Origin of the sequence: Streptomyces sp. NRRL S-118 (genome assembly GCF_000716335.1) — a bacterium.
GTDB lineage: Bacteria > Actinomycetota > Actinomycetes > Streptomycetales > Streptomycetaceae > Streptomyces.
In genome coordinates, this window is record NZ_KL591013.1 from 35,565 (window position 1) to 60,325 (window position 24,761).

Consider the following 24,761-nt stretch of genomic DNA (forward strand, 5'->3'; position numbering starts at 1 on the left):
TCAGACCTCTACAGGTGGCGGCGCCGGGCTGCGACATGCCGGTCGTACTCCTCGCGGGCCTTCACCGCGGCCGGGCGGGTCGCGGTCTCGGCCACGGGCACATCCCACCATGCCTCGGCGGGGGGCGCGCCCGACACTGTGTCTGCCGTTTCGGTCTCCACGTAGACACATGTGGGAACGGTCGACGCGCGTGCCTCCGCGAGGGCTTCCCGCAGGTCACGCACGGTGCGCGGGCGCAGGACGCGCATGCCGAGGGAGGCGGCGTTGGCCGCGAGGTCCACCGGGAGCGGGTCCCCGGTGTACGTGGCGTCGGGCGCGCGGTAGCGGTAGGCGGTGCCGTGGCGCTCGCTGCCGACCGCCTCGGACAGGCCGCCGATGGATGCGTATCCGTGGTTCTGGAGGATGACGACCTTGATGGGCAGGCGCTCCTGCACCGCGGTGACGATCTCGGTGGGATTCATCAGGTACGTACCGTCGCCGACGAACGCCCAGACGGGCCGGCCCGGTGCGGCGAGGGCGACTCCCACGGCGGCCGGGATCTCGTAGCCCATGCAGGAGTACCCGTACTCGACGTGGTACTGGTCGTGGGACCGGGCCCGCCACAGCTTGTGCAGGTCCCCCGGGAGCGAGCCGGCGGCGTTGATCACGATGTCGTCCCCGGTGACCAGGGTGTCGAGTGCGCCCAGGACCTGGGGCTGGGTGGGCCGCGCGTCGTCGCCGCGCGGGGTGTACGCGGCGGTGACGCGCGCCTCCCAGGCGGCCTTGCGCCGCCCGTACTCGGCGGCGTACGCCGGGTCGACGCGGTGCTCCCCCAGGCCCGCCGCGAGCGCCAGGAGCGCGGTGCGGGCGTCGGCGACCAGCGGCAGGCCGGCCATCTTGTGGGCGTCGAAACCCGTGATGTTGAGGTTGACGAAGCGGACGCCGGGGTGGGCGAAGAGCGTCGAGGACGCGGTGGTGAAGTCGGTCCAGCGGGTGCCGACGCCCAGGACCAGGTCGGCGGTGCGGGCGAGGTGGTCCGCGGTGGCGGTGCCGGTGTGGCCGATGCCGCCGACGTCGGCCGGGTGGTCGTGGCTCAGTGAGCCCTTGCCCGCCTGGGTGGAGGCGACCGGGATGCCGGTGGTTTCGGCGAGGGTGCGCAGGGCGTCCTCGGCCGCGCTGTGGTGGACGCCGCCGCCTGCGACGATCAGGGGGCGGGACGAGGCCCGGACCGCCCGCACCGCGGCGTCGAGCTCCGCCGCGTCGGGTGCCGGCCGGCGCACCCGCCACACCCGCTCCGCGAAGAACTCCTCCGGCCAGTCGAAGCCTTCCGCCTGCACGTCCTGCGGCAGCGCGAGGGTGACGGCACCGGTGGCGGCGGGGTCGGTGAGGACGCGCATCGCCTGCAGGGCCGCCGGGACCAGCGCCTCCGGGCGGGTGATCCGGTCGAAGTACGCCGACACGGGCCGCAGGGTGTCGTTGACGGACACGTCACCCGCGCCGGGCACCTCCAGCTGCTGGAGGACCGGGTCGGCGGGGCGGGTGGCGAAGGTGTCGCCGGGCAGCAGCAGGACCGGCAGGCGGTTGATCGTGGCGAGGGCGGCGCCGGTGACGAGGTTGGTGGCGCCGGGTCCGATGGAGGTGGTGACGGCGTGGGCGGAGAGGCGGTTCGACTGGCGGGCGTACCCCACGGCGGCGTGCACCATCGCCTGCTCGTTGCGGCCCTGGAGGAACGGCATCTCCTCGCCGTACTCCAGCAGGGCCTGGCCGAGGCCGGCGACGTTGCCGTGCCCGAAGATGGCCCAGGTGGCGCCGATGAGGCGGTGGCGCCGGCCGTCGCGCTCGGTGTACTGGCGTGCCAGGAAGGCGACGAGCGCCTGCGCGGTGGTGAGCCGGCGCGTGCCGGGCCGGGGGCTGCTCATCGGTATGCCTCCGTCAGGTGGTCGGGATGGAAGCGGATCCGCCACTCCCGTTCGTCGCCCGGGCCCGCCATGACGTTGAGGTAGTACATGGCGTGGCCGGGCGGGGCGATGGACGGGCCGTGCCAGCCGTCCGGTACGAGGACGGCGTCGCCGGTGCGGACCTCGGCGAGGACGTCGGCGCCGCCGGGGCGGGAGGGGGACACCCGCTGGTAGCCCGCTCCCCCGTGCTCGATCTCGAAGTAGTAGATCTCCTCCAGCCGGGTCTCCTCGCCGGGGAGGTGCTCGTCGTGCTTGTGCGGCGGGTAGGAGGACCAGTTGCCGCCGGGGGTGAGGACCTCGACCGCGATGAGCCGGTCGCAGGCGAAGGCGTCGGCGGCGGCGAAGCCCCGCACCTCGCGGGCGCAGGTGCCGCTGCCGCGCGCCTCCAGCGGAACCTCCGGCGCGGGTCCGTAGCGAGCGGGGAGTCGTCGCTCGCACCTCGCTCCTGCCAGGGCGAACCGGCCCCCCGCGCCGGAGGCGATCTGGGCGTGGGCGTCACGCGGCACGTACGCGAAGTCCGTGACGCCGCCGAACACGCTTGTGCGGCCCAGCAGTTCGAAGACCGCGTCCTCGCCGTCGCCCTCCACCCGCACGGTACAGCCGCCGGACAGCGGAAGCACGATCCACTCGCTGTCGCCGGCGGCGAACCGGTGCGTGCCGCCGGCGCCGAGGTCGAGGACGCGCAGGGCGGAGTAGTCCCAGCCGGCGTAGCGGGGGTCGACGCGCAGGGCGTAGGGCCCGTGGGCGGCCCGGCCCCGCGGTACGTACAACTGCCGGTCCCGCGGCGGTGGTGACTGCGGTTCTCGCATGGTCCTTCGTACCCCCTCGGCACGGTGTCTCAGAGCAGGCCCACGGCCGTGTCGACGGCGGCGGCCACGTCGCCGCCGGCCGGGTAGAGCAGGGAGCGTCCGACGACCAGGCCCTGCACGGTGGGCAGCCGCAGGGCCTTGCGCCACCTCTCGTACGCGGCGTCCTGGTCGTCGCCGACCTCTCCGCCGAGCAGGACGGCGGGCAGTGTCGAGGTCTCCATCACGTGCGCCATGTCGTCGGGGTGCTCGGTGACGGGCACCTTGAGCCAGGTGTACGCGGAGGTGCCCGCGAGTCCGGAGGCGATGGCGAGGGAGGTGGTGACCGCCTCTGCGCCGAGGTCGTTGCGGAGCCGGCCGTCCGCCTCCCGGCGGCACAGGAACGGCTCGACGAACACGGGCAGCCGGAGCGCGGCCATCGCGTCGATGGCGCGGGCGGCGGAGTGGAGCGTGGTCAGCGAGCCCGGATCGTTGGGCTCTATGCGCAGCAGCAGCTTCCCGGCGTCGAAGCGGAGGCGGGCGAGGTCCTGCGGGCGGTGGCCGGTGAACCGGTCGTCGAGCTCGAAGGCGGCCCCGGCGAGGCCGCCGCGGTTCATGGAGCCCATCACCACCTTGTCCTCCAGGGCGCCGAGGAGGAGCAGGTCGTCGAGGATGTCGGCGGTGGCGAGGACGCCGTCGACGCCGGGGCGCGACAGGGCCAGGCAGAGCCGTTCGAGCAGGTCGAGGCGGTTGGCCATGGCGAGCGGGCGGTCGCCGACGGCCAGGGCGCCGCGCGCGGGGTGGTCGGCGGCGACGATCATCAGCCGGCCGGAGTCGCCGACGAGCGGCCTGCGCCTGCGGCGCTCCGCGGCCTCGGCCACGGCCTCGGGGTGGCGGGTGCGGACCGCGACGAGGTGCCCGAGGTCGACGCCGGTCACGGCCGTACGCCTTCCGGCCGCCCGCCGTCCGGTCCGGAACCCGCCGGCTCCACGCCGTCCGGTCCGGGGCCCGCCGGCCGTACGCCGTCCAGCGCGGCGGTGACTTCGTCGGGGCGGGGCATCGCGGAGGAGCACGCGAGGCGGGAGGCGACCAGGGCGCCGGCCGCGTTCGCGAACCGCAGGATGCGTTCCAGGTCCCAGCCGGCGAGCAGCCCGTGGCACAGCGCCCCGCCGAACGCGTCTCCGGCCCCGAGTCCGTTGACCACGTCGACCGGGACGGGCGGCACGTCGACGGTCCGGCCGTCGGCCGTCATGGCGAGGACGCCCTCGGGGCCCCGTTTGACGACGGCGAGGCGGACGCCCGCGTCGAGCAGGGCGCGGGCGGCGGCGGCCGGTTCGCGCCGGCCGGTGGCGATCTCGCACTCGTCGAGGTTGCCGACGGCGACAGTGGCGTGCCGCAGCGCCGCGGTGTAGTGGGTGCGGGCGGCGGCGTCGGCCCCGGCCGTGTCCTTCCAGAGGACGGGGCGCCAGTCGAGGTCGAAGACCGTGATGCCGCGCCGGGCCCGGTGGGCGAGCGCGGCGATCGTGGCCGTGCGGCTGGGCTCGGCGGACAGGCCGGTGCCGGTCATCCAGAAGACGCGCGCGGCGGCGATCGCCGCGAGGTCGAGCTCGTGCGCGTGGATCTCCAGGTCGGGGGCCTTGGGGAAGCGGTAGAAGTACAGCGGGAAGTCGTCGGGCGGGAAGATCTCGCAGAAGGTGAGGGGCGTGGGACACCCCTCCACCGGTGTCACCCAGCGGTCGTCCACACCGAACGCCCGCAGTTCCTGGTGCAGGTACTCGCCGAACGGGTCGGCGCCGGTGCGGGTGATCAGGGCGCTGCGGCGCCCGAGCCGCGCGGCGGCGACCGCGACGTTGGCGGCGGAGCCGCCGAGGAACTTGCCGAAGGCGTCGACCCGCGCGAGCGGGACCCCGGTCCGCAGCGGGTACAGGTCCACCCCGATGCGCCCCATGGTGATGAGGTCGTACGGGTCGGCGGGGTCGGTGGGATCGGTCGGGTCGGGTGCCATCCATGTCCCCTTCGCGTCGGCGCCGTGGTCAGGTCTAGCCGCAGCCGGAGAGCCTGTCAACATTTTGTCCTTACATTCGGACCATCGCTTGACGCCCCGCGGCGGGCGCCACCAAGCTGGCCCTCATGACGCCGCTGTCACCTCCGCCGCTGTCGCGCATCCGGATCGGTTCCGCCCCCGACTCATGGGGCGTGTGGTTCGCCGACGACCCCCGGCAGGTCCCCTGGGAACGCTTCCTCGACGAGGTCGCCGCGGCCGGTTACGCGTGGATCGAGCTCGGCCCGTACGGGTACCTCCCCACGGATCCGGTCCGGCTCACCGAGGAGACCGCGCGCCGCGGGCTCAAGGTGTCGGCCGGCACCGTCTTCACCGGGCTGCACCACGGCGAAGCGGTCTGGGAGGAGACCTGGGCGCACGTCGCCGACAACGCGGCGCTGGCGCGGGCCGCGGGCGCCGGCCATCTCGTCGTGATCCCGTCCTTCTGGCGGGACGACAAGACGGGCCAGGTGCTGGAGGACCGGACCCTGACGCCGGAGCAGTGGCGCGACCTGACCCGCCTGACGGAGCGCCTGGGGCGGGAGGTGCGGGACCGTTTCGGGCTGCGCGTCGTCGTCCACCCGCACGCCGACACGCACATCGACAGCGAGGAGAACGTCTCCCGCTTCCTCGACGCCACCGACCCGGAACTGGTGGCGCTGTGCCTGGACACCGGGCATTACGCCTACTGCGGCGGGGACAGCGTCAAGCTGATCGAGACGTACGGGGAGCGGATCGGCTACCTCCACCTCAAGCAGGTCGACCCCCGGATCCTCGCCGAGGTCGTCGCGGAGGGAACGCCGTTCGGGCCGGCCGTCGCACGGGGCGTGATGTGCGAACCCCCGGGCGGGGTCCCCGCGCTGGAACCGGTCCTGGCGGCGGCCCAGGCCCTGGGCGTCGAGCTGTTCGCCATCGTGGAGCAGGACATGTACCCCTGCCCGCCGGACAAGCCGTACCCCATCGCCGAACGCACCCGCCGCTTCCTGCGGTCCTGCGGGGCCTGATCGGCACCCCACGGAGGGCCGTCCACGGCAGGCAGGCCCCGCCCGGGGCGGACCGGGCGGGGCCTGCGTGCCGTGGACGGCTGCCTGTTGCTACTGCCAGCCCATGTCGTGCTGCGTGGGCTTGTGGCCGTGACCGTGGCCGGCGGAGTGCGGCGCCTTGACCTGGGCGCCGCCGGGTGCGGGGTGGGGGGCCGCCGCCGCGGGGACGGCGAGCACGGCCGTGGCCACGGCGGACAGTACGGCGGAGGCACAGAGGGCACGGCGGCTGATCGTGCGGGTCATGCGGGGGCCTTTCCGAAATGATGCGACGGGTCGAACGGGCGTGAGCCGACCGGCCGGCCGTCGACGCTGCGGGAGCGGCCGTACCGGTGCAGGGGAGGAGTGTCCGCCGGACGGGGAGCGCGGGAAAAGACCAACGGCCTGGCCACAAAGGGTCATGGCCCAAGGTGTCCAAGCAGTACGGCCGGATCGGTGGCCCGGACGTGCACGATCCGCCAGCCGAAGAGGGCCGTGCGGCACGCCTGGACGGCCCGGCGTTCGGCGGCCGCGGCGGAAGGGGCGTGGAGGTAGACGCCGAGGGACGGGACCGGGCCGGCGCCGGTGTGCGCGCAGGCGTGCTCGACGCCGGCGGCGACGAGGCGGGCGACGGCGTCGGCGGGCAGAGGGCGGCTGTCGGGGCCGTACAGCCCGACAAGAACGTGGAACACGCGAGCCAACTGTGCCAGTGGTGGCGCAGCGCGGGCGGCCGCGAGCCCGGCCTCTTCCGGCCCGGACCGGAAGAGGCCGCACGTGTCATCATCGGATTTCCTCATGGGGACCCGGGCAGTCCGTGTCACCGGACACGGGCATGCCGCACGGACAGACCAGCCGTGCCGCCGCCCGGGGCGGGAAGGAAGGAAAGGCGTGGCAGAGGACGCGACCAGGGCCGGCGGCGAAGACCGGCCCGTACGGACGCCGGGGGGCATGCAGGACACGCAGAGGGAGCCGGGGGGCCGGGACACGGCCACCCGGGCCGCGCCGGCCGCGGACACGGCGACCGGGGAAGCGGTGAACGGGGAAGCGACGGCCGCGGACACGGCGGCCGGGGAAGCGGTGAACGGGGACGGGGTGAACGGGGAAGCGGTGGGCACGACGGCCGGTGAGTGGGCGGGCTTCGAGCTGGACCCCGAGGCGCAGGACGTCTACCGGGCCATGCTGCTCCACCCGCACGACGGCGTGGCGGAGCTGGCGCGGCGCCTGGGCCGCGACCAGGGGCGGATACGGCGGGCACTGGACCGGCTGAGCGCGCTGGCGCTGGTCCGTCCCACGGCGCAGGACGCCGACGCGATGCGCGCGGTGAACCCCGAGGTGGGGATGGACACGCTGCTCGCCCAGCAGCGTGCCGAACTCGCCGCGCAGGAGCAGCGGCTGGCGGAGACCAAGGCCCTGGCCGCACGGCTCGCGGCCGAGTACCACCGGATGCGTCCGTACGAGGAGCAGGCCGAGGCCGAGGTGCTGCTGGGGGTGGAGACCGTACGGCAGCGGCTGGCGGAGATCACGCGCGAGGTGCGCGAGGAAGTGCTGTCGTTCGCGCCCGACGGTGCGCAGACGGAGGAGAACCGGGTCGCCGCGCAGCCCCTCAACCAGCAGCTCCTCGACCGGGGGGTGCGGATGCGCACGGTGTACCTGGACAGCATCCGCAACAGTCCGGCGACCGTCGCGCACGCCTCCTGGCTCACCGAGCGGGGCGGCCAGGTCCGGACGGTGCCCTCCCTGCCCACCCGGATGATCATCGTCGACCGCCGGCTGGCCGTGGTCCCCGTCGACCCGGAGAACTCCGCCAAGGGCGCCGCCGTCCTGACCGGCACGGGCGTCCTCGCCGCACTGTGCGCACTGTTCGAGCAGGTGTGGCAGGGCGCGGTCCCGCTGGGCGAGGCGCCGGAGCGGCGGGAGGACGCGCAGGGGCTGACGGGCCAGGAGCGGATGGCGCTGTGGCTGCTCGCGGAGGGGTACACCGACGAGGCCATCGCCAAGCGGCTCGGTGTCTCGCCCCGCACCGCCCGCCGGCTCGCCAGCGCGCTGATGGAGCGTCTGGGCGCGCGCAGCCGTTTCCAGGCGGGCGCCCTCGCCGCGAGCCGCGGCTGGCTGCACGAGCAGCCCGGCGGGCGTGCGGACGTCGCGTAGGGAGCGTTCGCGAAGCAGCGTCGTCCCCCCGCCCGGCGGGGCCGGCGAGCGTGCGTGCCCGGCGTCGCCGGGCGGACAGGACGTTTACGGACACGACCTGACCGCGCACGGGCGGGGACGGCCGGAGGAGGGGGCGGGGGCCGGGGTCATGGCGGCCGGGGCGTGCCGCCGCCGCGGCCCGCCGGGGCGCCGCGGCGGAGGGCCGGGCGCATGCGGACCCCGCCCGCTCCCGGCCGGAAACGACCGGTCCGGTGGGCGGAGCACACGGTTCCGGAGGCGGACGGTTCGGGTCATGGCCGGATAGGGCCGCGCAAAGGCCCTGGTTGCACGGGCACGGCGGAGGCACAGTGAACTCCGCCGGCCGGGAACGGAAGATCTCTTCCGCTGAGCGGCCGTCGATCACTGATCCCTTGTGTCCGAAAGGAGATGAACATGTCGCAGCAGATCGCCGAGACCGTCGAGGCGCAGGCCGCGCAGACCGTCGAGGTCACCGAGGAGGTGCTCGCGGAGGAGCTGGAGTTCGACCGCGAGACCCTGAACGACCTGCTCGCCGTCAAGCACCGCTCGTAAGCGGACCTCGAAGGTAGACGGTCTCCGTCCGCCGTTTCCGCCGCCCCTCGCAGGGGGCGGCGGAAACGGCGGCGGGCACTGCTGGAGGACGGACCCATGCCCACCGATGCCCTCGCCCTCGCCCTGGACGCCGTGCCGCTGGGCGACGACCTCCGACGGCCGGTCGACTACAACGCGCGCCTGGTCGCCGAGGCCGTGCTGGCCACCCCGTACCGCGAGGCACCCGGCACGGCCGTGCCGCTGCCGCACACCGCGTACGGCCTCGAACCGGTGGACGACGGACTCCGCTGGCGGATGTGGCCGGCGGAGGGGCCGCGCTGGTCGGACGGCACCCCGCTGCGTGCCGAGCACCTGGTGGCGGGCGTCCGGGACGCCGCCGCACGGGACCGGCAGACGGGCCGCTTCTTCGCCGACGGCGACGCCGCGGCGGCCGAGCTCCCCGACGGCCGTGTGGAGATACGGCTGCGCGAACCCGCCGGCTTCCTCCCGCCGCTGCTGACGCTGCCCCAGTTCTCCCCGCTGCGGCCGGGCTCCGACGCGGTCCTCGGCCCGTACGCGCCTGCCCCGGCCGGTCCGGACGGCGGGCCCCGGCTCAGGCTGCACCGGTACGCCGGGGCCGACGGGCTCCCCGACGAGCTGGCGTTCCCGGTTCTGGCCGACCTGGACGCGGCCGTCGGCGCCTTCCGCGCCGGTCTCGTCCACGCCACACCCACCACCAGCTTCGACGTGCCCGACACCGGGCGGTATGCGCACGACCCGGACCTGGTCACCGCGCCCATGGCGCTGTTCGCGAGCCTGGAGTTCGGCCGGCGGGTGCCCGCACTGCGCCGGGCACCCGGGCTGCGCGCCGCGGTCGCCGCCGCGCTCGACCCCGAGGCGCTGGCGGCCGGCACCGGGGGCCTCCTGGAAGCCGCTCCCGCACCTGTTGCCGCGCTGCTCGGACGGGACGCCCCGCCCCGGCCGGCCGCACCCGGTGCCCGGGAGGTACGGGCGGTCCGCGCCGCCTGCGCGGGCGCCGGCCCACTGGAGGTGGCGTACGCGGACTTCGTGCCCAACGGGACCGTCGTGGAGGCGGTCTGCGCCCGCCTGCGGCAGGTCTTCGGTCTCGACCTCCGCCCACGGGCCCTGCCCTACCCCGCCTATGTGCGCGCCGCCCTGACCGGTGACCACACCCTCCTCTACACGCTCACCACCGCCGACTTCCCCCACCCGGCCGCGCTCCTGGGCCCGTGGGCGTCGGGCGGTACGTACAGCCGGACCACCGGCTTCACGGATGCCCCCTTCGACCGGCTGTTCGACGCGGCGCGGACCACCACCGGGACGGCGGAGACCGCCGCATGGCTGGCGGCCGAGGAGCGCTGGCTGTACGTGATGCCGCGCGTGCCGCTGCTGCGGGTCCGCGCCCACTACCTCGCGAGCCCCCGGGTGCGCGCCGCCGGGCTGACGCCGAGCGGGGTCGTACCGCCGCTCGGCCTGGGGGCACGGGCCACCGCCGCGAACCCCTGACCGCCCCCGTACGGCCCTTCGGCCCCGTACCGCCCGGCTCCCCACTGCCCGGTTCCGCACCGCCGGGCCCCACCGCCGTCCGGCGCACCCGACGCACCGACCCGATTGTGAAGGCGACATGACTGTTTCCGCTGCCCCCGCCATGCCCGAGTCCTCGCTCGCCCGCGCCCGCCGTTTCATCGACGAGCGCCACCTCACGCCCGCGGTCTGGCAGGAGATGCGCGAGTGGTACACCGCCGAACCGGGCCGCCCGTTCATCCTGCGCGACTTCCTGCGGCCCGAGTGGGCCGGAGCCATGGACGCCGCGATGCGCGCGCTGCCGGTGTGGTCGCGCTGCGCCACCGTCTACACCAACTCGCGGGACAGCCGGGAGATCCCCGAGGCCGAGTGGGCGGACCACCCGCACCGCGCCGCCTGCCACTTCGTGGCCCGCCCGCTGGGCGAGGCGCTCCAGAACGGCAGCATCACCGACGAGCACCGCCGCACCATCGAGCAGTTCCTCGCCTTCAGCGTGCTCACCGACACGCTGCGGGACTTCATCACCGCGGGCGTCGGGTTCCCGCTGGAGCCGCGCACCTCCGTGGAGCTGGCCGCCTACCGGGACGGCGACCGCATCCGGCGCCACCAGGACCTCTTCCCGGGCCGCGTGATGGCCGTCAACTTCTACCTCGACGCCGCCCACCGCCCCGGCACCGGCGGCCGGCTCGGCTTCCGCAACGAGGCGGGCACCGACGAACTGGTCGAGCCGCTGTTCAACACCTTCTCCATGATCCCGGTCAGGGAGGAGTGCTGGCACTGGGTCGAACCGTTCTCCGGCGAGGGCACCGGCCGCTACACCGTCAGCATCGGGCAGCACCTCCTGGGCCAGGCCCACGAAGCCCGATGGGAGGGAGGCCAGTGATCGGTCTGGTCTTCCCGCCGCTCGTCGAGTCGAACTTCGGCAGCTTCTATCCCTCCACGGCCGTCCTGGCGGGTTTCCTCCAGGACCGCGGCCTGGAGGTGTGGCAGCACGACCTCAACGAGGACTTCGCCGAGTTCCTGTTGGCCCCGGCGGAACTGGCGCCGCTCGCGGAGGGGCGGGTGCCCGGGGCGGCCCGCGACTCCTACACCGCGTCGGCGGCGCGCTGGGCGCTGCGCGAACCGGAACTGCTGGTAGGCCCCGACGGCCGGCACCTGTTCGGCGCGGGACGGCACACGGGCCGGATCGTGGAGGCGCTGGCGGTGCCGTTCCGTATCGATCCGGACGAGGTGACGCTGCGGCGCGGCGCCGTGGAAAGCGCCGGCGACGGCATATTCGGCCGGTTCTACGAGCGATGGGCGGCCGGGCAGGACGGCCCGCCCGTGCCCGACGGCACCACCCTGGTCGGCATCTCGGTGCCGATGGGGCCCCAGCTCGTACCGTCGCTCCTGCTGGCCCTGCGCCTCAAGGCCGTCCGGCCGGCGGTACGGGTGGTGCTCGGCGGCCCCGCGCTCAGCCTGATGCTCGTGCCCGAGCTGGAGCGGCTGCTCGCCGACTTCCCGGAGGTGGACGCCGTCGTCCGGTTCGACGGGGAGTTCCCGCTGCTGTCGCTCGCCCGCCAGGCGGAGGCCGGGACGTGGGAGCCGGAACGGGTCCCCGGCGTGTCCTGCCTGCTGGCGGACGGCACCCCGCACACCAAGGACCCGGCGCCGGGTCCGAACCTCAACTCCCTGCCCCGCCCGGTGTTCCCCGCCGAGGCGATGGCCCGCCTGTCGGACCCGGTCCTCGGCGTCACCCAGGCCCGCGGCTGCTACTGGGGCAAGTGCGACTACTGCGACTTCGTCGAGCTGTACGACGGTTCGCCGCCCTTCCGGGGCCGCCACCCCGATGCGTTCGTGGACGAGCTGGAGCACCTGGTGAAGGAGCACGGCACCCGGCGCTTCAGTTTCGTCACCGAATCCATTCCGCCGGCCTTCGCACGCCGGATGAGCAAGCTCCTGATCGAGCGGCAGCTGGACATCACCTGGTCGTCGTTCGTGATGGTCGACCGCCGCTTCGACCGGGAGCTGCTGGGGCTGATGGCCGCCTCCGGCTGCGAGTTCCTCGTCGTCGGGATGGAGACCACCATCACGCGCGTGCTGAAGCTGGTGCACAAGTCCGCCGACCGCGAGGAGAACCTGCGCTTCCTGCGCGAGGCCCACGCGGCGGGTGTGAAGCTCGTCGTCAACCTCATCCCGGACCTGCCCTCCACCACCTACGAGGAGGCCCTGCAGGCCCTCGCCGACGTCGAGGGGCTCGCGCACTGCATGCAGTCCGTGTCCGTCTTCCCCTTCGAGGCGACCCGGTCCTCGCGCGTGGGCCGCGACCCCGAAGCGTTCGGCCTGGTCGTGACGGCACCTCAGGAGGGCAACTGGCAATCCCAGTACGCCCTGAACCACCTGCCCAACACCGACCCCGCGATGACGCCGGAGCAGCGCGCCGACATCCACCGCCGCTACGCCGCCTTCGCCGACCGGGTCAACGGCACCGCGGACGCGGCACCCCGCGAGGTGCGGGTCGCGCCGGACACCGCCCTGCGCATCCCCGTCGAGGACTTCGACCTCTACGTGCCCGACGAGGAGGGCGGGACCGACGGGGGCGGCGCGCCGGCGGGCGGGTCAGGACCGGGCGGGGCGGTCGGCCGGGGCAGCGGCTCCACCGGCCGGCTGCGCGCCGTGAACCTGCGCACCAAGGAGTGCATCACCCTGCCGCCGGCCGCCCGCGCGCGGCTCACGCACCTGCTCGACGGGCGCCCCTTCACCCCGCGCGAGCTGGCGGCCGCCCACGGGGAACGGGTCGCGGACGTCCTGGTGAGCAACCTCCGGCGCTCCGGGCTGCTCGCGGAGGCCGGCCGTGACTGACACCCGTCGCACCGGCCCGGCCGGGGTACGGCCGGCCGACCACGTACCGCAGCAGGGACCGGAGCAACGGCAGGCACCGGAACAGCCGCTGGCACCGGTGCGGCAGCAGGTTCCGATGCGGCAGCAGGCACCGGTGCGGCAGCAGCTGTTGGTGCATCAGGCAGCACCGGAGCGCCGGGAGGCGCCGGAGCGTGAGCAGGTACGGGTGCGGCTGGCGGCGACCGTGGACGCGGTGCCCGTGCCCGGCGGAGTGCTGCTCAGCCGGGGCCGGCAGGCGCTCCGGGTGCGCGGCCCCCAGGAGTGGCTGACCGGGGCGGTGGACCGGCTGCGCGGGGGCACGGCGCGGCCTGCGGCCCGGAGCGCGCTCGGGCGACTCGTGGGAGAGCTCGGCCGGCAGGGCTGGATCACCGGCGAACCCGCCCCCGACCCCGGTGCGTACGAGGGGCTCCCGCACCAGCGGCAGCTCGGCTATCTGGAACTCTTCGGCCCCGAGCCCGTCCGGATGCAGCGCCGCCTCGACGGCGCGCGCGTCGCCGTCGTGGGCGTCGGCGGCATCGGGGCGCTGGCCGCCCGGGAGTTCGTCGCCGCCGGGGTGCGCGAGCTCTGGCTGGTCGATCCCGACGAGGTGGAGACCCACAACCTCAACCGGCAGCACCTGTACGCCCTCGACGACGTGGGCACGCCCAAGGTGACGGCCGCCGCAGCCCGGTTGCGGGCGCTCGCCCCGGACGCGCGGATCACCGGGCTGCCCCTGCGCGTCCTCGCCCCGGAGGACCTCGATGCCCTGCCGGACGGCATCGACCTGCTGGTGGTGGGGGCCGACACGCCTGCCGGCATCACCGGGATCTGCTGGGCCTGGGCCGCCGCACGCGGTACGGCGATGACCTCGGCCGCCGTCGGACTGGACAGCGGGTACTGGGGACCGCTCCTCGATCCGGCGCGCGGTCACTGCCTGCGGTGCTTCGAGGAGGACCGGCGCGCCCGGTGCGACGCCGACGGATTGCGGCTGGAGGACGCCGGCACGGCACCCACCCCGTACTCCTTCGGACCGTCGAACTCCGCCGTCGCCGCCCTCCTCGCCCATGACGCCCTGCGCTGGCTGGCCTCGGGGCACGCGCCCACCCTCGGGGCCCGCGGCCTACTGGCCTTCGACACCGGGCGTACGACACGCCATGCCGGTCCCGACCGGTGCCGCTGCCCGGCCGCGCCCGGCCCGGCGGACCGTTCGACCGGCCGCCGGACCGCCGGCTCGACCGCCGACCGCTCCACCGACCACCCCGCCGACCGCTCCACCGACCGCCCCGCCGACCGCTCCACCGATTGCTGAGGACACCCATGCCCATCTCCTCCGAGCTGCGGAAGACCGGCTTCTTCCGGCTCTGGACCGGAGAGACCCTCTCCCTCGCGGGCTCCCAGATCACCTACTTCGCGACACCCCTCATCGCCGTCCTCGTCCTCGACGCGGGCAGCTGGGAGATGGGCCTGCTGGGCGCCGCCGGCTCGGCCGCGACCCTCTTCTTCGGCCTCTCCGCCGGAGTGTGGGCGGACTCCTTCGAGCGCCGCCGCCTGCTGCAGTTCGCCAACCTGGCGCGCGCCCTGGTTCTCGCGGTGATCCCCGTGCTGTGGCTGCTGGACGCGCTGACCATCTGGGCGCTGCTCGCCGTCACCTTCGCCGTCGGCGCGCTGAGCCTGCTGTTCGACAGCGCCATGTCGGCCTACCTGCCGCGGCTCGTCGGCAAGAAGCAGCTCGGCCCCGCCAACTCCTGGATGGAGGGCAGCTCGGCGGTCGGCGACGTCGCCGGGCCCGGCCTCGCCGGCGTCCTGGTGCAGTTCCTCGGCGCCCCGCTGGCCATCATGGCCGACGCCGTGAGCTACGCCGCCAGTGCGCTCGCCCTGCGCGGTCTGCCGCGGGCCGAGCCCGCCGCCCCCGACGGCCCGCGCGAGAAGCACCTGCAGGCCGCCCTGTCGGGTCTCAAGCTGCTGATGCGCGATCCCGTCCAGCGCTCCCTCGCCCTGGCCGCGGCCCACTTCAACTTCTTCACCGCGATGTTCTACGCGCTCTACACGCTGTACGTGGTCAAGACCCTGGGGATGAGCCCCGCCCTGCTGGGCGTCCTCAGCGCGGCGGGTGGTGTCGGCGCGCTCCTCGGCTCGGCCACCGCTGCCTGGATCAGCCGGCGCTTCGGCTACGGCGTCCCCCTCGCTCTCGCCTACGCCGCCCCCGGCGCCGCCGGACTGCTGGTCCCGCTCGCCGAGGGGCGGGGGCAGGCGTGGGCGCTCGTCCTCGTCGGGCTCTCGCAGTTCGGCTGGGTGCTCGCCGTGGTGGTGAACCTGATCCTCAGCGAGACCATCAAGCAGGCCCTGGTCCCGGACCACATGCTCGGCCGGATCACGGGCTCCGTCCGCTTCATCAGCTGGGGCGTCGAACCCTTCGGCGCCCTCCTGGCGGGTGCACTCGGCGCCGGGCTCCTCGGGCTGCGCAACACCCTCGTCCTGTCCGCGCTCGGGCTTCTCGCCTCGGCCCTGTGGCCGCTCGCCGGACCGGCGCGGAAGCTGCGCTCGCTGCCGGAGGCCCCCGACGACGACACCGCGGACGACCCGGACACCGCGAGCACGGCACGGCCGTAGCGCCCGCCCGGCCCCCGCGCACCACCCCACCCAGACACACGGACAACCCCACCGAGGAAAGGAAACGGCGTGAACAGCCAGGAAGCCAACAGCGGCCCGGCGGCCCCCACCCCCGCATGGGCGGAGCTGACCGAAGCGGTGGCCCGCTTCTACCGGGGGCGCAAGGTGGTGCTGCTGGGACGGGACGTCCCCCAGTACCGGCTGCGCGTCAAGGCGTTGGAGGCGATGGGCTCCCAGGCGCCGTTCATCCTGGGCAACGGCATCGGGCACGGCGACATCCCCGCCGGCGTCGCCGGCTGGGCCACCGCCGAGCTGGGCACCGTCAGCTTCACCGACACCGCCCGGGCCACCGACCGGCTGCTCGCCGACCCGCCCGCGCACGTGCGTCAGGCCCTCGACGCGTACGACCCCGACCGCACCGCGATCGTGCTCGCCGAGTCCAACGTGACCCACGACGTGATGGACGGCCGCCAGGTCGCCGACGGCCGCCCGCCCGCCTGGGCCGCGCTGGAGGACAAGATCACTCTGGAGCGGATCTGGGACGAACTGGGTGTCGACCGGCTGCCCTCCGAGGTCGTCCCGGCCACCTCCAAGGCGCTGCGCGCGGCGCACGAGCGTCTCGACCTCGGGCAGGGCACCGTCTGGTACCGCGACATGAACGGCGGCGTGCAGGTCACCTTCGAGCAGGCCTGCTGGGTGCGGAACGAGGAGGAGTTCGCGGCGGCCACGGCGGCGGTCGCGCAGGAATGCCGCCAGGTCAAGGTGACGCCGTTCCTGGCGGGGACGCCGTGCGGCATCAACGGCTTCGTCCTGGCCGACGGCGTGGTCGTACTGCGGCCGTTCGAGGAGCTGGTGCTGCAGGGGCCCGAGCCGTCCCGGCTGGTGTACGCCGGCTGCTCCACCTACTTCGACCCCGCGCCGGTCGTCCGCGACCGGATGCGGGACCTGGCACGACGGGTGGGCGCGCTGATGCACCGCGAGACCGGCTTCCGGGGCGCGTTCAGCATCGGCGGCGTGCAGACGGCGAACGGCTTCGTCCCGCTCGACCTGCTGCCGCGCGGCAACACCGCCCACCGCGTCATGTCCACCGCCACCCCGGGGCTGCCGTGGGGTCTGCTCCAGGGCGCGGTCGCGGGCGGTCACGATCTCGGCATCCCCGCCCATGAGGTGGAACGCGTCCTGCTCACCGCCGTCGAGGGCCAGCGCGGCGCCGCCGTCGCCCTGCACTCGGCCACCCCCTGCACCTCGCCGGGGCGCGCCCGCTGGCTCACCGCCGACGGTGACCGGCTGCGCCTGAGCCGCAAGAACGAGCACAGCGACGCCTGCCTGGTGCAGGACCCGCTCGACACCGGCAGCATCGTCATCATGATCGCGGGCCCGGGGCTGCTCGACGGCGACCGCCGCCTCGCCGGACGCGCGGCCAACGGCTTCGCCCTGTCCGAGGAACTCTGGGGCACGCGCCTGGGATCCCTGACGGAGATGCCCGGGACCCGCGCCTGAATCGGGCCGGCCGGTCCCGTCGGCACGCCGCCCCCGCGGCGGCGCCATGACCCCATCCGTTACAGGAAGCCCTCCCTCGTCACGTTTGTCTCCACTCCGCGCCTCTTCCGTCACAGCAGATCAACAGGCGTTCCCCGCCGATCACTCTGTGTCGTTGTCCGGGCACAGGCTCAGTGATCGCCAGCGTCCCGCCGCGGCTCCCCCGACGGCCCTCCAGGGCTGCCGCCGCGGCGCCCGCAGGGAGGTGCCACAGATGACGGACAGAAGACTCTGGTCCTACAAGGAGATTGCCGCGCACATCCGGGTCCAGCCGGACACCGTACGGTCGTACCGCAAGCACGGCCTTCTCCCCCAGCCCGACCACGTGGAAGGCGGAAGGCCCTACTGGTACGCGGACACCGTCCGTGCCTGGGTCGCCAGCCGCCCCGGCAATCGCGGGCGCAAGACCTGACGCCCGCCGTTCCGGCCCCGCACCGCCCCCCCCGTGCGGGGCCGGTCCGCGCGGGGCCGGTCCGCGCGGGGCCGGTCCGCGCGGGCCTAAATCCGTTGCACGCCGACGCGCCGACCGCACAGGATCGCCGTATGCGCGCGTACGACCCGACGGTCACCGACTCCCCCGCCGGCTCCCCTGCCGACTTCACCATCAAGCCCACGCTCACCGGCGAGAAGGTCGTACTGCGGCCCTTCACCGCCGACGACGCCCCCGTGATGGCGGAGATCCTCGCCGACCCGGAGGTCCTGAAGTACACCGGCACCAGTGCCGACCCGGAGATGTCGGAGGACTTCCTGCGCTCCTGGTACGGCTCCCGGAACGACCGGACCGACCGGCTCGATCTGGCGCTGGTCGACCGGGCCTCCGGCGGGGTGGTGGGCGAGCTGGTCCTCAACGAGTGGGACGAGACACACCGCAGCTGCAACTTCCGCACCCTCGTCGGCCGCGCGGGCCGGGGCCGCGGCCTCGGCACCGAGGCGATCCGGATGTTCCTCGCCCACGGCTTCGAAGGCATCGGCCTGCACCGGGTCTCCCTCGGCGTCTACGCGTTCAACCCGCGGGCCCTGCGCGTCTACGAGAAGGTGGGCTTCGTCCACGAGGGCGTCGAACGCGAGGTCCTGCTGCACGAGGGCGAGTGGATCGATTCCCTCACCATGTCGGTCCTGGACCGGGAGTGGGCCGTCCACCGCGGCCACCCCGGCCAGACCGCTCCCTGTCCACCCCCTGGGGCCTGCCTTCCGGATCAGTGAGCAGGGAGCGGGTTCCGGTGCGTGCGGATGCACGGCGGAGGAGGGAGCCTCCCCCGGTGCCCGAAGGGCTACGGGGGAAGATGTGCGCGCCGGGCCGCGCGAGCCCGGCAAGTCCCGGAAGCTCGTGATCAATACACCTGGCGCCCCACCGGTTCGCGGTCCGCGTCCCGCGCGGGAGCCGGCGGCGCGACGCCGGCGGGCTGCCGCGCGGGGGCGGGTATCCCGCCCTCGCTGATCCCGAAGCGGGCGTGGAAGGCCCGCAGCGGGGCCGGCGCCCACCAGGTGGCGCGCCCCGTCAGCTTCATCACGGCGGGGACCAGCAGGCTGCGGACCACCATCGCGTCCATCAGGACCGCCAGCGCCACTCCCAGCCCGAGCATCTTGGTGTTGGTGACGCGGGAGGTGCCGATGGCGATCATCACCACCGCCAGGATCACCGCGGCCGCGGTGATCAGCCCACCCGTGCGCCGGAGCCCGAACCGCACGGCGTGGTCGTGGTCGCCGGTGTGGTCGTACTCCTCCTTGATCCGGGAGAGCAGGAAGACGCCGTAGTCCATGGAGAGCCCGAACGCGACGCAGAACATCAGCACGGGAAGGGTCGTTTCGATGCTCCCGGTCGCGGTGAAGCCCAGGAGCCCGGACAGGTGGCCGTCCTGGAAGACCCACACCACCGCGCCGAACATCGCCGTCAGGCTGAGGGCGTTGAGCACCACCGCCTGGACCGGGATCAGCACACTGCCGGTGAGCAGGAAGACGAGCAGGAGCGTGGCCACGGCGATGATGCCCACCGCCCAGGGCAGCCGGTCCGCTATGGCGTCCTTGGAGTCGACCAGCACGGCGGCCGCCCCGGTCACCGAGGTGTCGAACGGCGCCTCCTGCGCCCGCAGCTCCCGGACGAGCCGCTGGGTGTCCTCGTCCACCGCCTCTCCCTCCGGCAGTACCGCGAAGTAGGCGTACGTCCCCGAGACCACCGGTCCGTCCACCCGTGCCACACCCGGCAGACCCGCGATCCGGTCGCGGTACGCGGCGTACTGCGCCGGGGTGGCCCGGCCCTGCGCGAGAACGTCGAGGCCGCCGCTCGGGTTGCCCGGGAAGCCGTCGCGTATGTGCTGCTGGACGACATGGGACTCGGCGCCGGCCGGGAGCTGCCGGTCGTCGGCCGTACCGAACTTCACGCCCAGGAAAGGCAGTCCGAGCAGGACCAGCCCGGCGGTTGTGGCGACCGCGAAGACGGGGGCCCGGCGCATCACCAGCGCCGCCGCCCTGCCCCATCCGGCACCCTCCGCGGAGCCCTGCCCGGCCGGCACACGGGTGTCTTCCGCCGTTGCCCTCCGCCGCCCGGGGACCCGGGACCGTGCGAACAGCCGCCGCAGGTCCAGTGCGTTGACCCGGTGCCCGAGGAGCAGCAGCGCGGCCGGCAGCAGGATCAGCGCGGCGGCGGCCGCGAGCAGTACGACCGCGATACCGGCGTACGCGAACGACCGCAGGAAGTACTGCGGGAAGACCAGCATCGCGGCCAGCGACACCGCCACGGTCAGCGCGGAGAACAGCACCGTGCGCCCGGCCGTGCGCAGGGTCGTGGCGAGGGCCGCTCCGGTGTCGGCGCCGCCGGCCAGCTCCTCGCGGAACCGGCGCACCACGAACAGGGCGTAGTCGATGGCGAGTCCGAGTCCCAGCGCGGTGGTGAGGTTCAGCGCGAAGACGGAGACGTCGGTGAACTCGGTCAGACCCCTCAGCACCGCGTTCGTCCCCAGGATGGCGACGATGCCGATGCCCAGCGGCAGCAGCGCGGCGACCGCGCTGCCGAAGACCATCACGAGCAGCACGAGCGTCACCGGCAGGGCGATCAGCTCGGCGCGGAGCAGGTCTTCCTGGATGACCGTCTGCATCTCGTGCAGCACCGCGACCGGTCCGCCGACGGAGACCCGGACCGGGCCGTGCGCCCCGCGGTAGGCGGGTGCGAGCCGCTCCAGCGTCTCGCCAGCGGTCTTCTCGTCGCCCTCGATCCGGGCGGCGATCAGGGCCTCGTGCCCGTCCTCGGCCCGCAGCGCGGGGGAACGGGTCTGCCAGTACGAGCCGACGCCGACGATGCCCGGCTCCGCGGCGAGCCGCTCGGCCAGACGCCGCGCCGCGGCGGTGACCGCCGGGTCGTCCACGCCCGCCCGCCCGGCGTCCACGAGGAGCAGCAGATTGGGCTGGGAGGCGGGAAACTCGCGCTCCAGGGCCTCGGTGGCGTACGTCGAGCCGGCCGCCGGATCCTCGAAGCCGCCACTGCCGAGGCGGTCGCCCACCCCGCTGCCGGCGAACACGGCCAGCGCCGTGATCACGAGGGCGACCAGCAGCGACAGCCGCGGGCGCGCGGTGACGAAACGGGTCCAGCCACCCTGCCGGGGTGGTCGGTTGACTTCGGACATGACGCGGTGTCCCCTTCACCGTGACCCGTGGCCGCAGCCGCAGCCGTAGCTGCGGCCCTGGCACGGGTCGCCCATCGCCATACACTGGCAAACACGAGAGATCGCTCGCGTTTTCCAAGAATGCGAGCGCCCGCTCGTATTTGTCAACCGCGTTCGAGGAAGCTGGGGATGCACGTGCCGGACGAAGTGAAACCGCGACGCCGACAGGCCCGGGGCGAGCGACGTATCGCACAACTCCTGGACGCCGCCGCCACCGTCTTCCGCACGACCGGCTACACGGCGGCGAGCACCAACGCCATCGCCCGCGAGGCGCACGTCTCCCCCGGCACGCTGTACCAGTACTTCCCGAACAAGGAGGCCATCGCGGTCGAGCTCGGCGAGCGGCTGCTGCACCGGATGCGCGAGGCGCACGGCCAGGCCTTCACCCCGGCCAACTTCGACCTGCCGCTCGCCGAGATGCTCGACGCGATCCTCGATCCCATGATCGAGTTCAACTGCGCCAATCCGGTGTTCCTCGCGCTCATGCACGGCTCGGACGTCCCCGGCCGCATCGCCGAGGAGCACGACGCCCTGCACGCCTCCCTGCTGACACGGGTCGAGGAGCTGCTCGGCCACTACCTGCCGGACATGCCCGCCGCCGACCGGACCCGCACGGCGAGCATGGCGTTCGCGCTCTTCAAGGCCGGCCTGGACCTGGTCATCGGCCACGAGGACGAGGAGCGGGAGGCGTACGTCCGGGAGCTGAAGCTGGTGATGTTCCGCTACCTGGAGCCGGTCATCGGCCACGTCGTACCCGCGGACCGCGGCACGACGCCGCGACATGACGCAACCGCGAGCCTCCCTGGCATTCATACCCCCTAGGGGTATACAGTGAGGAGTGTCAGGGAGTCCCGCCCTTCCCGCGGCCCCCTGGCGCACCATGACCGACCCAGAGGAGTACGCCATGACCACCGAGACGAAGACCGAGCTTCCCCAGGCCGACGCGGGCTCGGGTTCCTGCTGCTCGCCCTCCGGCTCCTGCCACGACAGCGCGGCACAGACCCCTGCGGCCGGCGCGGTCACCACCGTCTACCAGGTCACGGGCATGACGTGCGGGCACTGCGAGGGCGCCGTCTCCAGCGAGATCTCCGAGATCCCCGGCGTCACCTCCGTCACGGCGGAGGCGGCCACGGGTCGCGTTACCGTGGTGTCCGAGGCCGCGCTGGACGAGGCCGCGGTACGCGCGGCCGTCGACGAGGCGGGTTACGAGCTCGTCGGCCAGGCCTGAGCGGGAACACCCGCGAGAAACGGCTCACTCGCCGGGCCGTACCGTGACGACGGCCGGCCCGGCTCCCGCCCCTGGAAGCGCACATGACCAGCACCACGAGCACCCCGGAGACCGCGACCACCGAACTCCTCGTCGGTGGCATGACCTGCGCCTCCTGCGCGGCTCGCGTGGAGAAGAAGCTCAACCGCATGGACGGCGTCACCGCGACCGTCAACTACGCGACCGAGAAGGCGACCGTCACGCACCCGCCGGAGGTGCGGGTCGCCGACCTGATCGCGACGGTCGTCAAGACGGGCTACACGGCGAAGGCGCGCCCCGCGCCGCCCCCGCCGGCCTCGTCGGCCCGGTCTGCGCCTTCGGCCTCTTCAGCCCCTGCGGCCCCACAGACCGCCGACGCCCCGGCCGCCCCGCGCACCGCCGACGCCCCCGCCCCCGTGAGGCCACACGCCTCGCAGGCAGCGCAAGCACCACAGGCCCGGCCACCCGCCACGACGCCGCCGGCCACGACGTCGGCGACGCCGGGGCCGACGCGCCCGCCGCCCCCGGGCCGGAGACCTCGATGCGGCAGCGCCTCGTCGTCTCCGCCCTCCTCAGCCTGCCCGTCGTGCTGCTCGCGATGGTGCCCCCGCTCCAGTTCGACAACTGGCAGTGGCTCTCCCTCACCCTCGCCGCCCCCGTCGTCGTCTGGGGCGGCCTGCCCTTCCACCGGGCGGCGTGGACCAACCTCCGGCACGGCGCCGCCACCATGGACACGCTGGTCTCCATGGGAACGCTCGCCGCCTTCGGCTGGTCGTTGTGGGCCCTGTTCCTCGGGCACGCCGGCATGCCCGGCATGCGCCACGGGTTCGACCTCACCGCGACCCCGGCGGACGGCGCGTCGGTGATCTACCTGGAGGTCGCCGCCGGCGTCACCACCTTCATCCTCCTCGGCCGCTACCTGGAGGCCCGCGCCAAGCGCAGCGCCGGCGCCGCACTGCGCGCGCTCCTGCACCTGGGCGCCAAGGACGTGACGGTCCTGCGCGACGGCCGCGAGGTGCGCGTCCCCGTCGGCGAGCTGCGCACCGGCGACCGCTTCGTGGTCCGCCCCGGCGAGAAGATCGCCACGGACGGCGTCGTCACCGAGGGCGCCTCCGCCGTGGACGCCTCCATGCTGACCGGCGAGTCCGTACCCGTCGACGTCACCGCGGGCGACCCGGTCACCGGTGCCACGCTCAACACCTCCGGCCGGCTCGTCGTCCGTGCCACCCGTGTCGGCGCCGACACCCAGCTCGCCCGGATGGCCCGGCTCGTGGAGCAGGCACAGAGCGGCAAGGCGCAGGTCCAGCGCCTCGCGGACCGGATCTCCGCCGTGTTCGTCCCGGTCGTGCTGGTCGTCTCGCTCGGTACGCTGCTGATCCGGCTGGCCGTGACCGGTGATGCCACCGCCTCCTTCACCGCGGCGGTCGCCGTCCTGATCATCGCCTGCCCCTGCGCGCTGGGCCTCGCCACACCGACCGCCCTCCTGGTCGGCACCGGGCGCGGCGCCCAGCTCGGGATCCTCATCAAGGGCCCGGAGGTGCTGGAGTCCACGCGCCGCGTCGACACCGTCGTCCTCGACAAGACCGGAACGGTCACCACCGGCCGCATGACCCTCCGGGACGTGCAGGTCCACGAGGGCACGGACGAGCGCGAGCTGCTGCGTTTCGCCGGGGGTCTCGAGCACGCCTCCGAGCACCCGGTGGCGCGCGCCGTCGCCGCGGGCGCCGCCGAGCGTGTGGGCGTCCTGCCCGTGCCGGAGGGCTTCGAGAACGTGCCCGGGCTCGGCGTGCGCGGGATCGTCGAGGGCCGCGAGGTCCTGGCCGGCCGCGCGGCGCTGCTCGAACGCGCGGGGATCACCGCGGGCCCCTCCGAAGGGGCCACCGTGGTCCACGTCGCCTGGGACGGGCGGCTGCGCGGCACGCTCACCGTCGCGGACGCGGTCAAGGAGACCAGCCCCGAGGCGGTCCGGCGGCTGCGCGGGCTGGGCCTGGCGCCGGTCCTGCTCACCGGCGACGGCAGGGCGGTCGCCGAGCGGGTCGCCGCCGAGGTGGGGATCGAGGAGGTGTACGCGGAGGTCCTGCCGGAGGAGAAGGCGGACGTCGTCCAGCGCCTCCAGAAGGAGGGGCGGGTCGTCGCGATGGTCGGCGACGGCGTCAACGACGCGGCCGCGCTGGCCCAGGCCGACCTGGGGCTGGCGATGGGCACCGGCACGGACGCCGCCATCGAGGCGGGCGACCTCACCCTCGTCCGCGGGGACCTGCGCGTCGCGGCGGACGCCATCCGCCTCTCGCGCCGCACCCTCGGCACGATCAAGGGCAACCTGTTCTGGGCCTTCGGCTACAACGTCGCGGCGCTGCCGCTGGCGGCTGCCGGACTGCTGAACCCCATGATCGCCGGACTGACCATGGCATTTTCGTCCGTTTTCGTCGTAACTAACAGTCTTCGTCTGCGGTCGTTCACGTGAGTTTGCCTTCACGTGACACACAAGACCTTCACAAAGAGACCTAGATCACAGATATTTGGGGGTAACCATTTGGACGGCTCGCGAGTCTAAATGGGCGATGCCAAGAACGTCTTGGGGGACGTTCATGGGATGTCTTGGGGGACGTCCCAGGCAAGCGTAGGCCGGGGCACGTGCACCGGGGAGCTTTGAGCGGCCCTCCCGTACGTACGTACCCCGGCAGATCGCATCGCGAGCTTCTGCTGAAACCCGGCAGACGCCCGGCCCGGATCCCGTGGGGGGAATCCGCTCCGGGATATGGAAGCGCCCCGCCAGCCGACCCGTGGGGGGATCGGAGGCGGGGCGCTTTCGCGTCCGCGGGAGGCG

General features: G+C 74.1%; 20 protein-coding genes and 1 pseudogene. 14 read left to right on the forward strand and 7 right to left on the reverse strand.

The genetic code is table 11. From position 1 onward, the window contains the following. Nucleotides 1-8: 8 nt before the first annotated feature. The 4 genes from iolD to iolC are packed head-to-tail and all read right to left on the reverse strand — an operon-like array spanning nucleotide 9 to nucleotide 4,727. Nucleotides 9-1,898, reverse strand: coding sequence for a 3D-(3,5/4)-trihydroxycyclohexane-1,2-dione acylhydrolase (decyclizing) (iolD, locus tag IH00_RS0121565; protein WP_031076049.1), 1,890 nt, complete (start codon nucleotides 1,896-1,898; stop codon nucleotides 9-11). After that, nucleotides 1,895-2,746 carry a 5-deoxy-glucuronate isomerase gene (gene iolB, locus IH00_RS0121570; protein ID WP_052411545.1) on the reverse strand — a complete coding sequence of 284 codons (852 nt, stop codon included), beginning with the start codon at nucleotides 2,744-2,746 and terminating at the stop codon, nucleotides 1,895-1,897. The genes iolD and iolB overlap by 4 nt, the downstream gene beginning before the upstream one ends. Before the next feature lie 29 nt (nucleotides 2,747-2,775). Beyond that, nucleotides 2,776-3,660: a Cgl0159 family (beta/alpha)8-fold protein gene (locus IH00_RS0121575; protein ID WP_031076053.1), complete on the reverse strand. Its 885-nt coding sequence runs from the start codon at nucleotides 3,658-3,660 to the stop codon at nucleotides 2,776-2,778. Next, a complete protein-coding gene (gene iolC, locus IH00_RS0121580; protein ID WP_078887889.1) occupies nucleotides 3,657-4,727 on the reverse strand; it encodes a 5-dehydro-2-deoxygluconokinase in 1,071 nt (356 codons plus the stop codon). Before iolC ends, IH00_RS0121575 begins: the two co-directional genes overlap by 4 nt. Nucleotides 4,728-4,852: 125 nt before the next feature. On the opposite strand from iolC, the gene IH00_RS0121585 reads away from it, so the two are divergent. After that, nucleotides 4,853-5,767 (forward strand): sugar phosphate isomerase/epimerase family protein, encoded by a 915-nt coding sequence (locus IH00_RS0121585; RefSeq protein WP_031076058.1) that lies wholly within the window; start codon nucleotides 4,853-4,855, stop codon nucleotides 5,765-5,767. Between the two features lie 90 nt (nucleotides 5,768-5,857). Here IH00_RS0121585 and IH00_RS0121590 read toward each other — a convergent pair whose 3' ends face one another. Both IH00_RS0121590 and IH00_RS0121595 read right to left on the reverse strand, forming a co-directional pair. Further along, nucleotides 5,858-6,049 carry a hypothetical protein gene (locus IH00_RS0121590; protein WP_031076060.1) on the reverse strand — a complete coding sequence of 64 codons (192 nt, stop codon included), beginning with the start codon at nucleotides 6,047-6,049 and terminating at the stop codon, nucleotides 5,858-5,860. Nucleotides 6,050-6,201: 152 nt separating this feature from the next. Then, entirely contained in the window at nucleotides 6,202-6,474 is a 273-nt protein-coding gene (locus tag IH00_RS0121595; RefSeq protein ID WP_031076062.1) for a hypothetical protein, read from the reverse strand. Nucleotides 6,475-6,670: 196 nt separating this feature from the next. Between IH00_RS0121595 and IH00_RS0121600 the strand changes: the two genes are divergently transcribed. The 10 genes from IH00_RS0121600 to IH00_RS0121645 all read left to right on the forward strand — a co-directional run bounded on the left by IH00_RS0121600 (nucleotide 6,671) and on the right by IH00_RS0121645 (nucleotide 18,235). Further along, nucleotides 6,671-7,930: a helix-turn-helix transcriptional regulator gene (locus tag IH00_RS0121600; protein WP_324615793.1), complete on the forward strand. Its 1,260-nt coding sequence runs from the start codon at nucleotides 6,671-6,673 to the stop codon at nucleotides 7,928-7,930. A 432-nt stretch (nucleotides 7,931-8,362) separates the two neighbouring features. Beyond that, nucleotides 8,363-8,500, forward strand: a complete 138-nt coding sequence (locus IH00_RS42835; RefSeq protein ID WP_158827890.1) for a hypothetical protein — start codon at nucleotides 8,363-8,365, stop codon at nucleotides 8,498-8,500. 96 nt (nucleotides 8,501-8,596) lie between these two features. After that, nucleotides 8,597-10,006, forward strand: coding sequence for an ABC transporter substrate-binding protein (locus IH00_RS0121610; protein WP_031076065.1), 1,410 nt, complete (start codon nucleotides 8,597-8,599; stop codon nucleotides 10,004-10,006). Between the two features lie 118 nt (nucleotides 10,007-10,124). Beyond that, nucleotides 10,125-10,907 carry a 2OG-Fe(II) oxygenase gene (locus IH00_RS0121615; protein ID WP_078887890.1) on the forward strand — a complete coding sequence of 261 codons (783 nt, stop codon included), beginning with the start codon at nucleotides 10,125-10,127 and terminating at the stop codon, nucleotides 10,905-10,907. After that, nucleotides 10,904-12,865: a B12-binding domain-containing radical SAM protein gene (locus tag IH00_RS0121620; RefSeq protein WP_031076068.1), complete on the forward strand. Its 1,962-nt coding sequence runs from the start codon at nucleotides 10,904-10,906 to the stop codon at nucleotides 12,863-12,865. Before IH00_RS0121615 ends, IH00_RS0121620 begins: the two co-directional genes overlap by 4 nt. Continuing rightward, nucleotides 12,858-14,192, forward strand: coding sequence for a ThiF family adenylyltransferase (locus IH00_RS43420; RefSeq protein ID WP_052411546.1), 1,335 nt, complete (start codon nucleotides 12,858-12,860; stop codon nucleotides 14,190-14,192). Before IH00_RS0121620 ends, IH00_RS43420 begins: the two co-directional genes overlap by 8 nt. A gap of 8 nt (nucleotides 14,193-14,200) precedes the next feature. Further along, complete coding sequence (locus IH00_RS0121630) at nucleotides 14,201-15,493, forward strand: MFS transporter (RefSeq protein WP_052411547.1); 1,293 nt, start codon at nucleotides 14,201-14,203, stop codon at nucleotides 15,491-15,493. A 69-nt stretch (nucleotides 15,494-15,562) separates the two neighbouring features. Continuing rightward, entirely contained in the window at nucleotides 15,563-16,993 is a 1,431-nt protein-coding gene (locus IH00_RS39000; protein WP_031076075.1) for a hypothetical protein, read from the forward strand. A gap of 253 nt (nucleotides 16,994-17,246) precedes the next feature. Next, the gene (locus tag IH00_RS0121640; RefSeq protein WP_031076077.1) at nucleotides 17,247-17,444 is read left to right on the forward strand and encodes a helix-turn-helix transcriptional regulator; all 198 of its coding nucleotides are present in this window, start codon (nucleotides 17,247-17,249) and stop codon (nucleotides 17,442-17,444) included. A 131-nt stretch (nucleotides 17,445-17,575) separates the two neighbouring features. After that, nucleotides 17,576-18,235, forward strand: coding sequence for a GNAT family N-acetyltransferase (locus tag IH00_RS0121645; RefSeq protein ID WP_052411548.1), 660 nt, complete (start codon nucleotides 17,576-17,578; stop codon nucleotides 18,233-18,235). A gap of 128 nt (nucleotides 18,236-18,363) precedes the next feature. On the opposite strand, the gene IH00_RS0121650 is transcribed toward IH00_RS0121645, so the two are convergent. After that, nucleotides 18,364-20,649 carry an MMPL family transporter gene (locus IH00_RS0121650; protein WP_031076081.1) on the reverse strand — a complete coding sequence of 762 codons (2,286 nt, stop codon included), beginning with the start codon at nucleotides 20,647-20,649 and terminating at the stop codon, nucleotides 18,364-18,366. A gap of 168 nt (nucleotides 20,650-20,817) precedes the next feature. Between IH00_RS0121650 and IH00_RS0121655 the strand changes: the two genes are divergently transcribed. The 3 genes and pseudogenes from IH00_RS0121655 to IH00_RS0121665 form a co-directional block, all read left to right on the forward strand. Next, complete coding sequence (locus IH00_RS0121655) at nucleotides 20,818-21,510, forward strand: TetR/AcrR family transcriptional regulator (RefSeq protein WP_052411549.1); 693 nt, start codon at nucleotides 20,818-20,820, stop codon at nucleotides 21,508-21,510. A gap of 82 nt (nucleotides 21,511-21,592) precedes the next feature. Further along, on the forward strand, nucleotides 21,593-21,916 hold the full coding sequence (locus IH00_RS0121660) for a heavy-metal-associated domain-containing protein (RefSeq protein ID WP_031076086.1): 324 nt from the start codon (nucleotides 21,593-21,595) through the stop codon (nucleotides 21,914-21,916). A gap of 140 nt (nucleotides 21,917-22,056) precedes the next feature. Next, nucleotides 22,057-24,398 (forward strand): annotated as a pseudogene (locus IH00_RS0121665) (copper-translocating P-type ATPase); the annotation flags it as partial. Nucleotides 24,399-24,761: the final 363 nt, after the last annotated feature.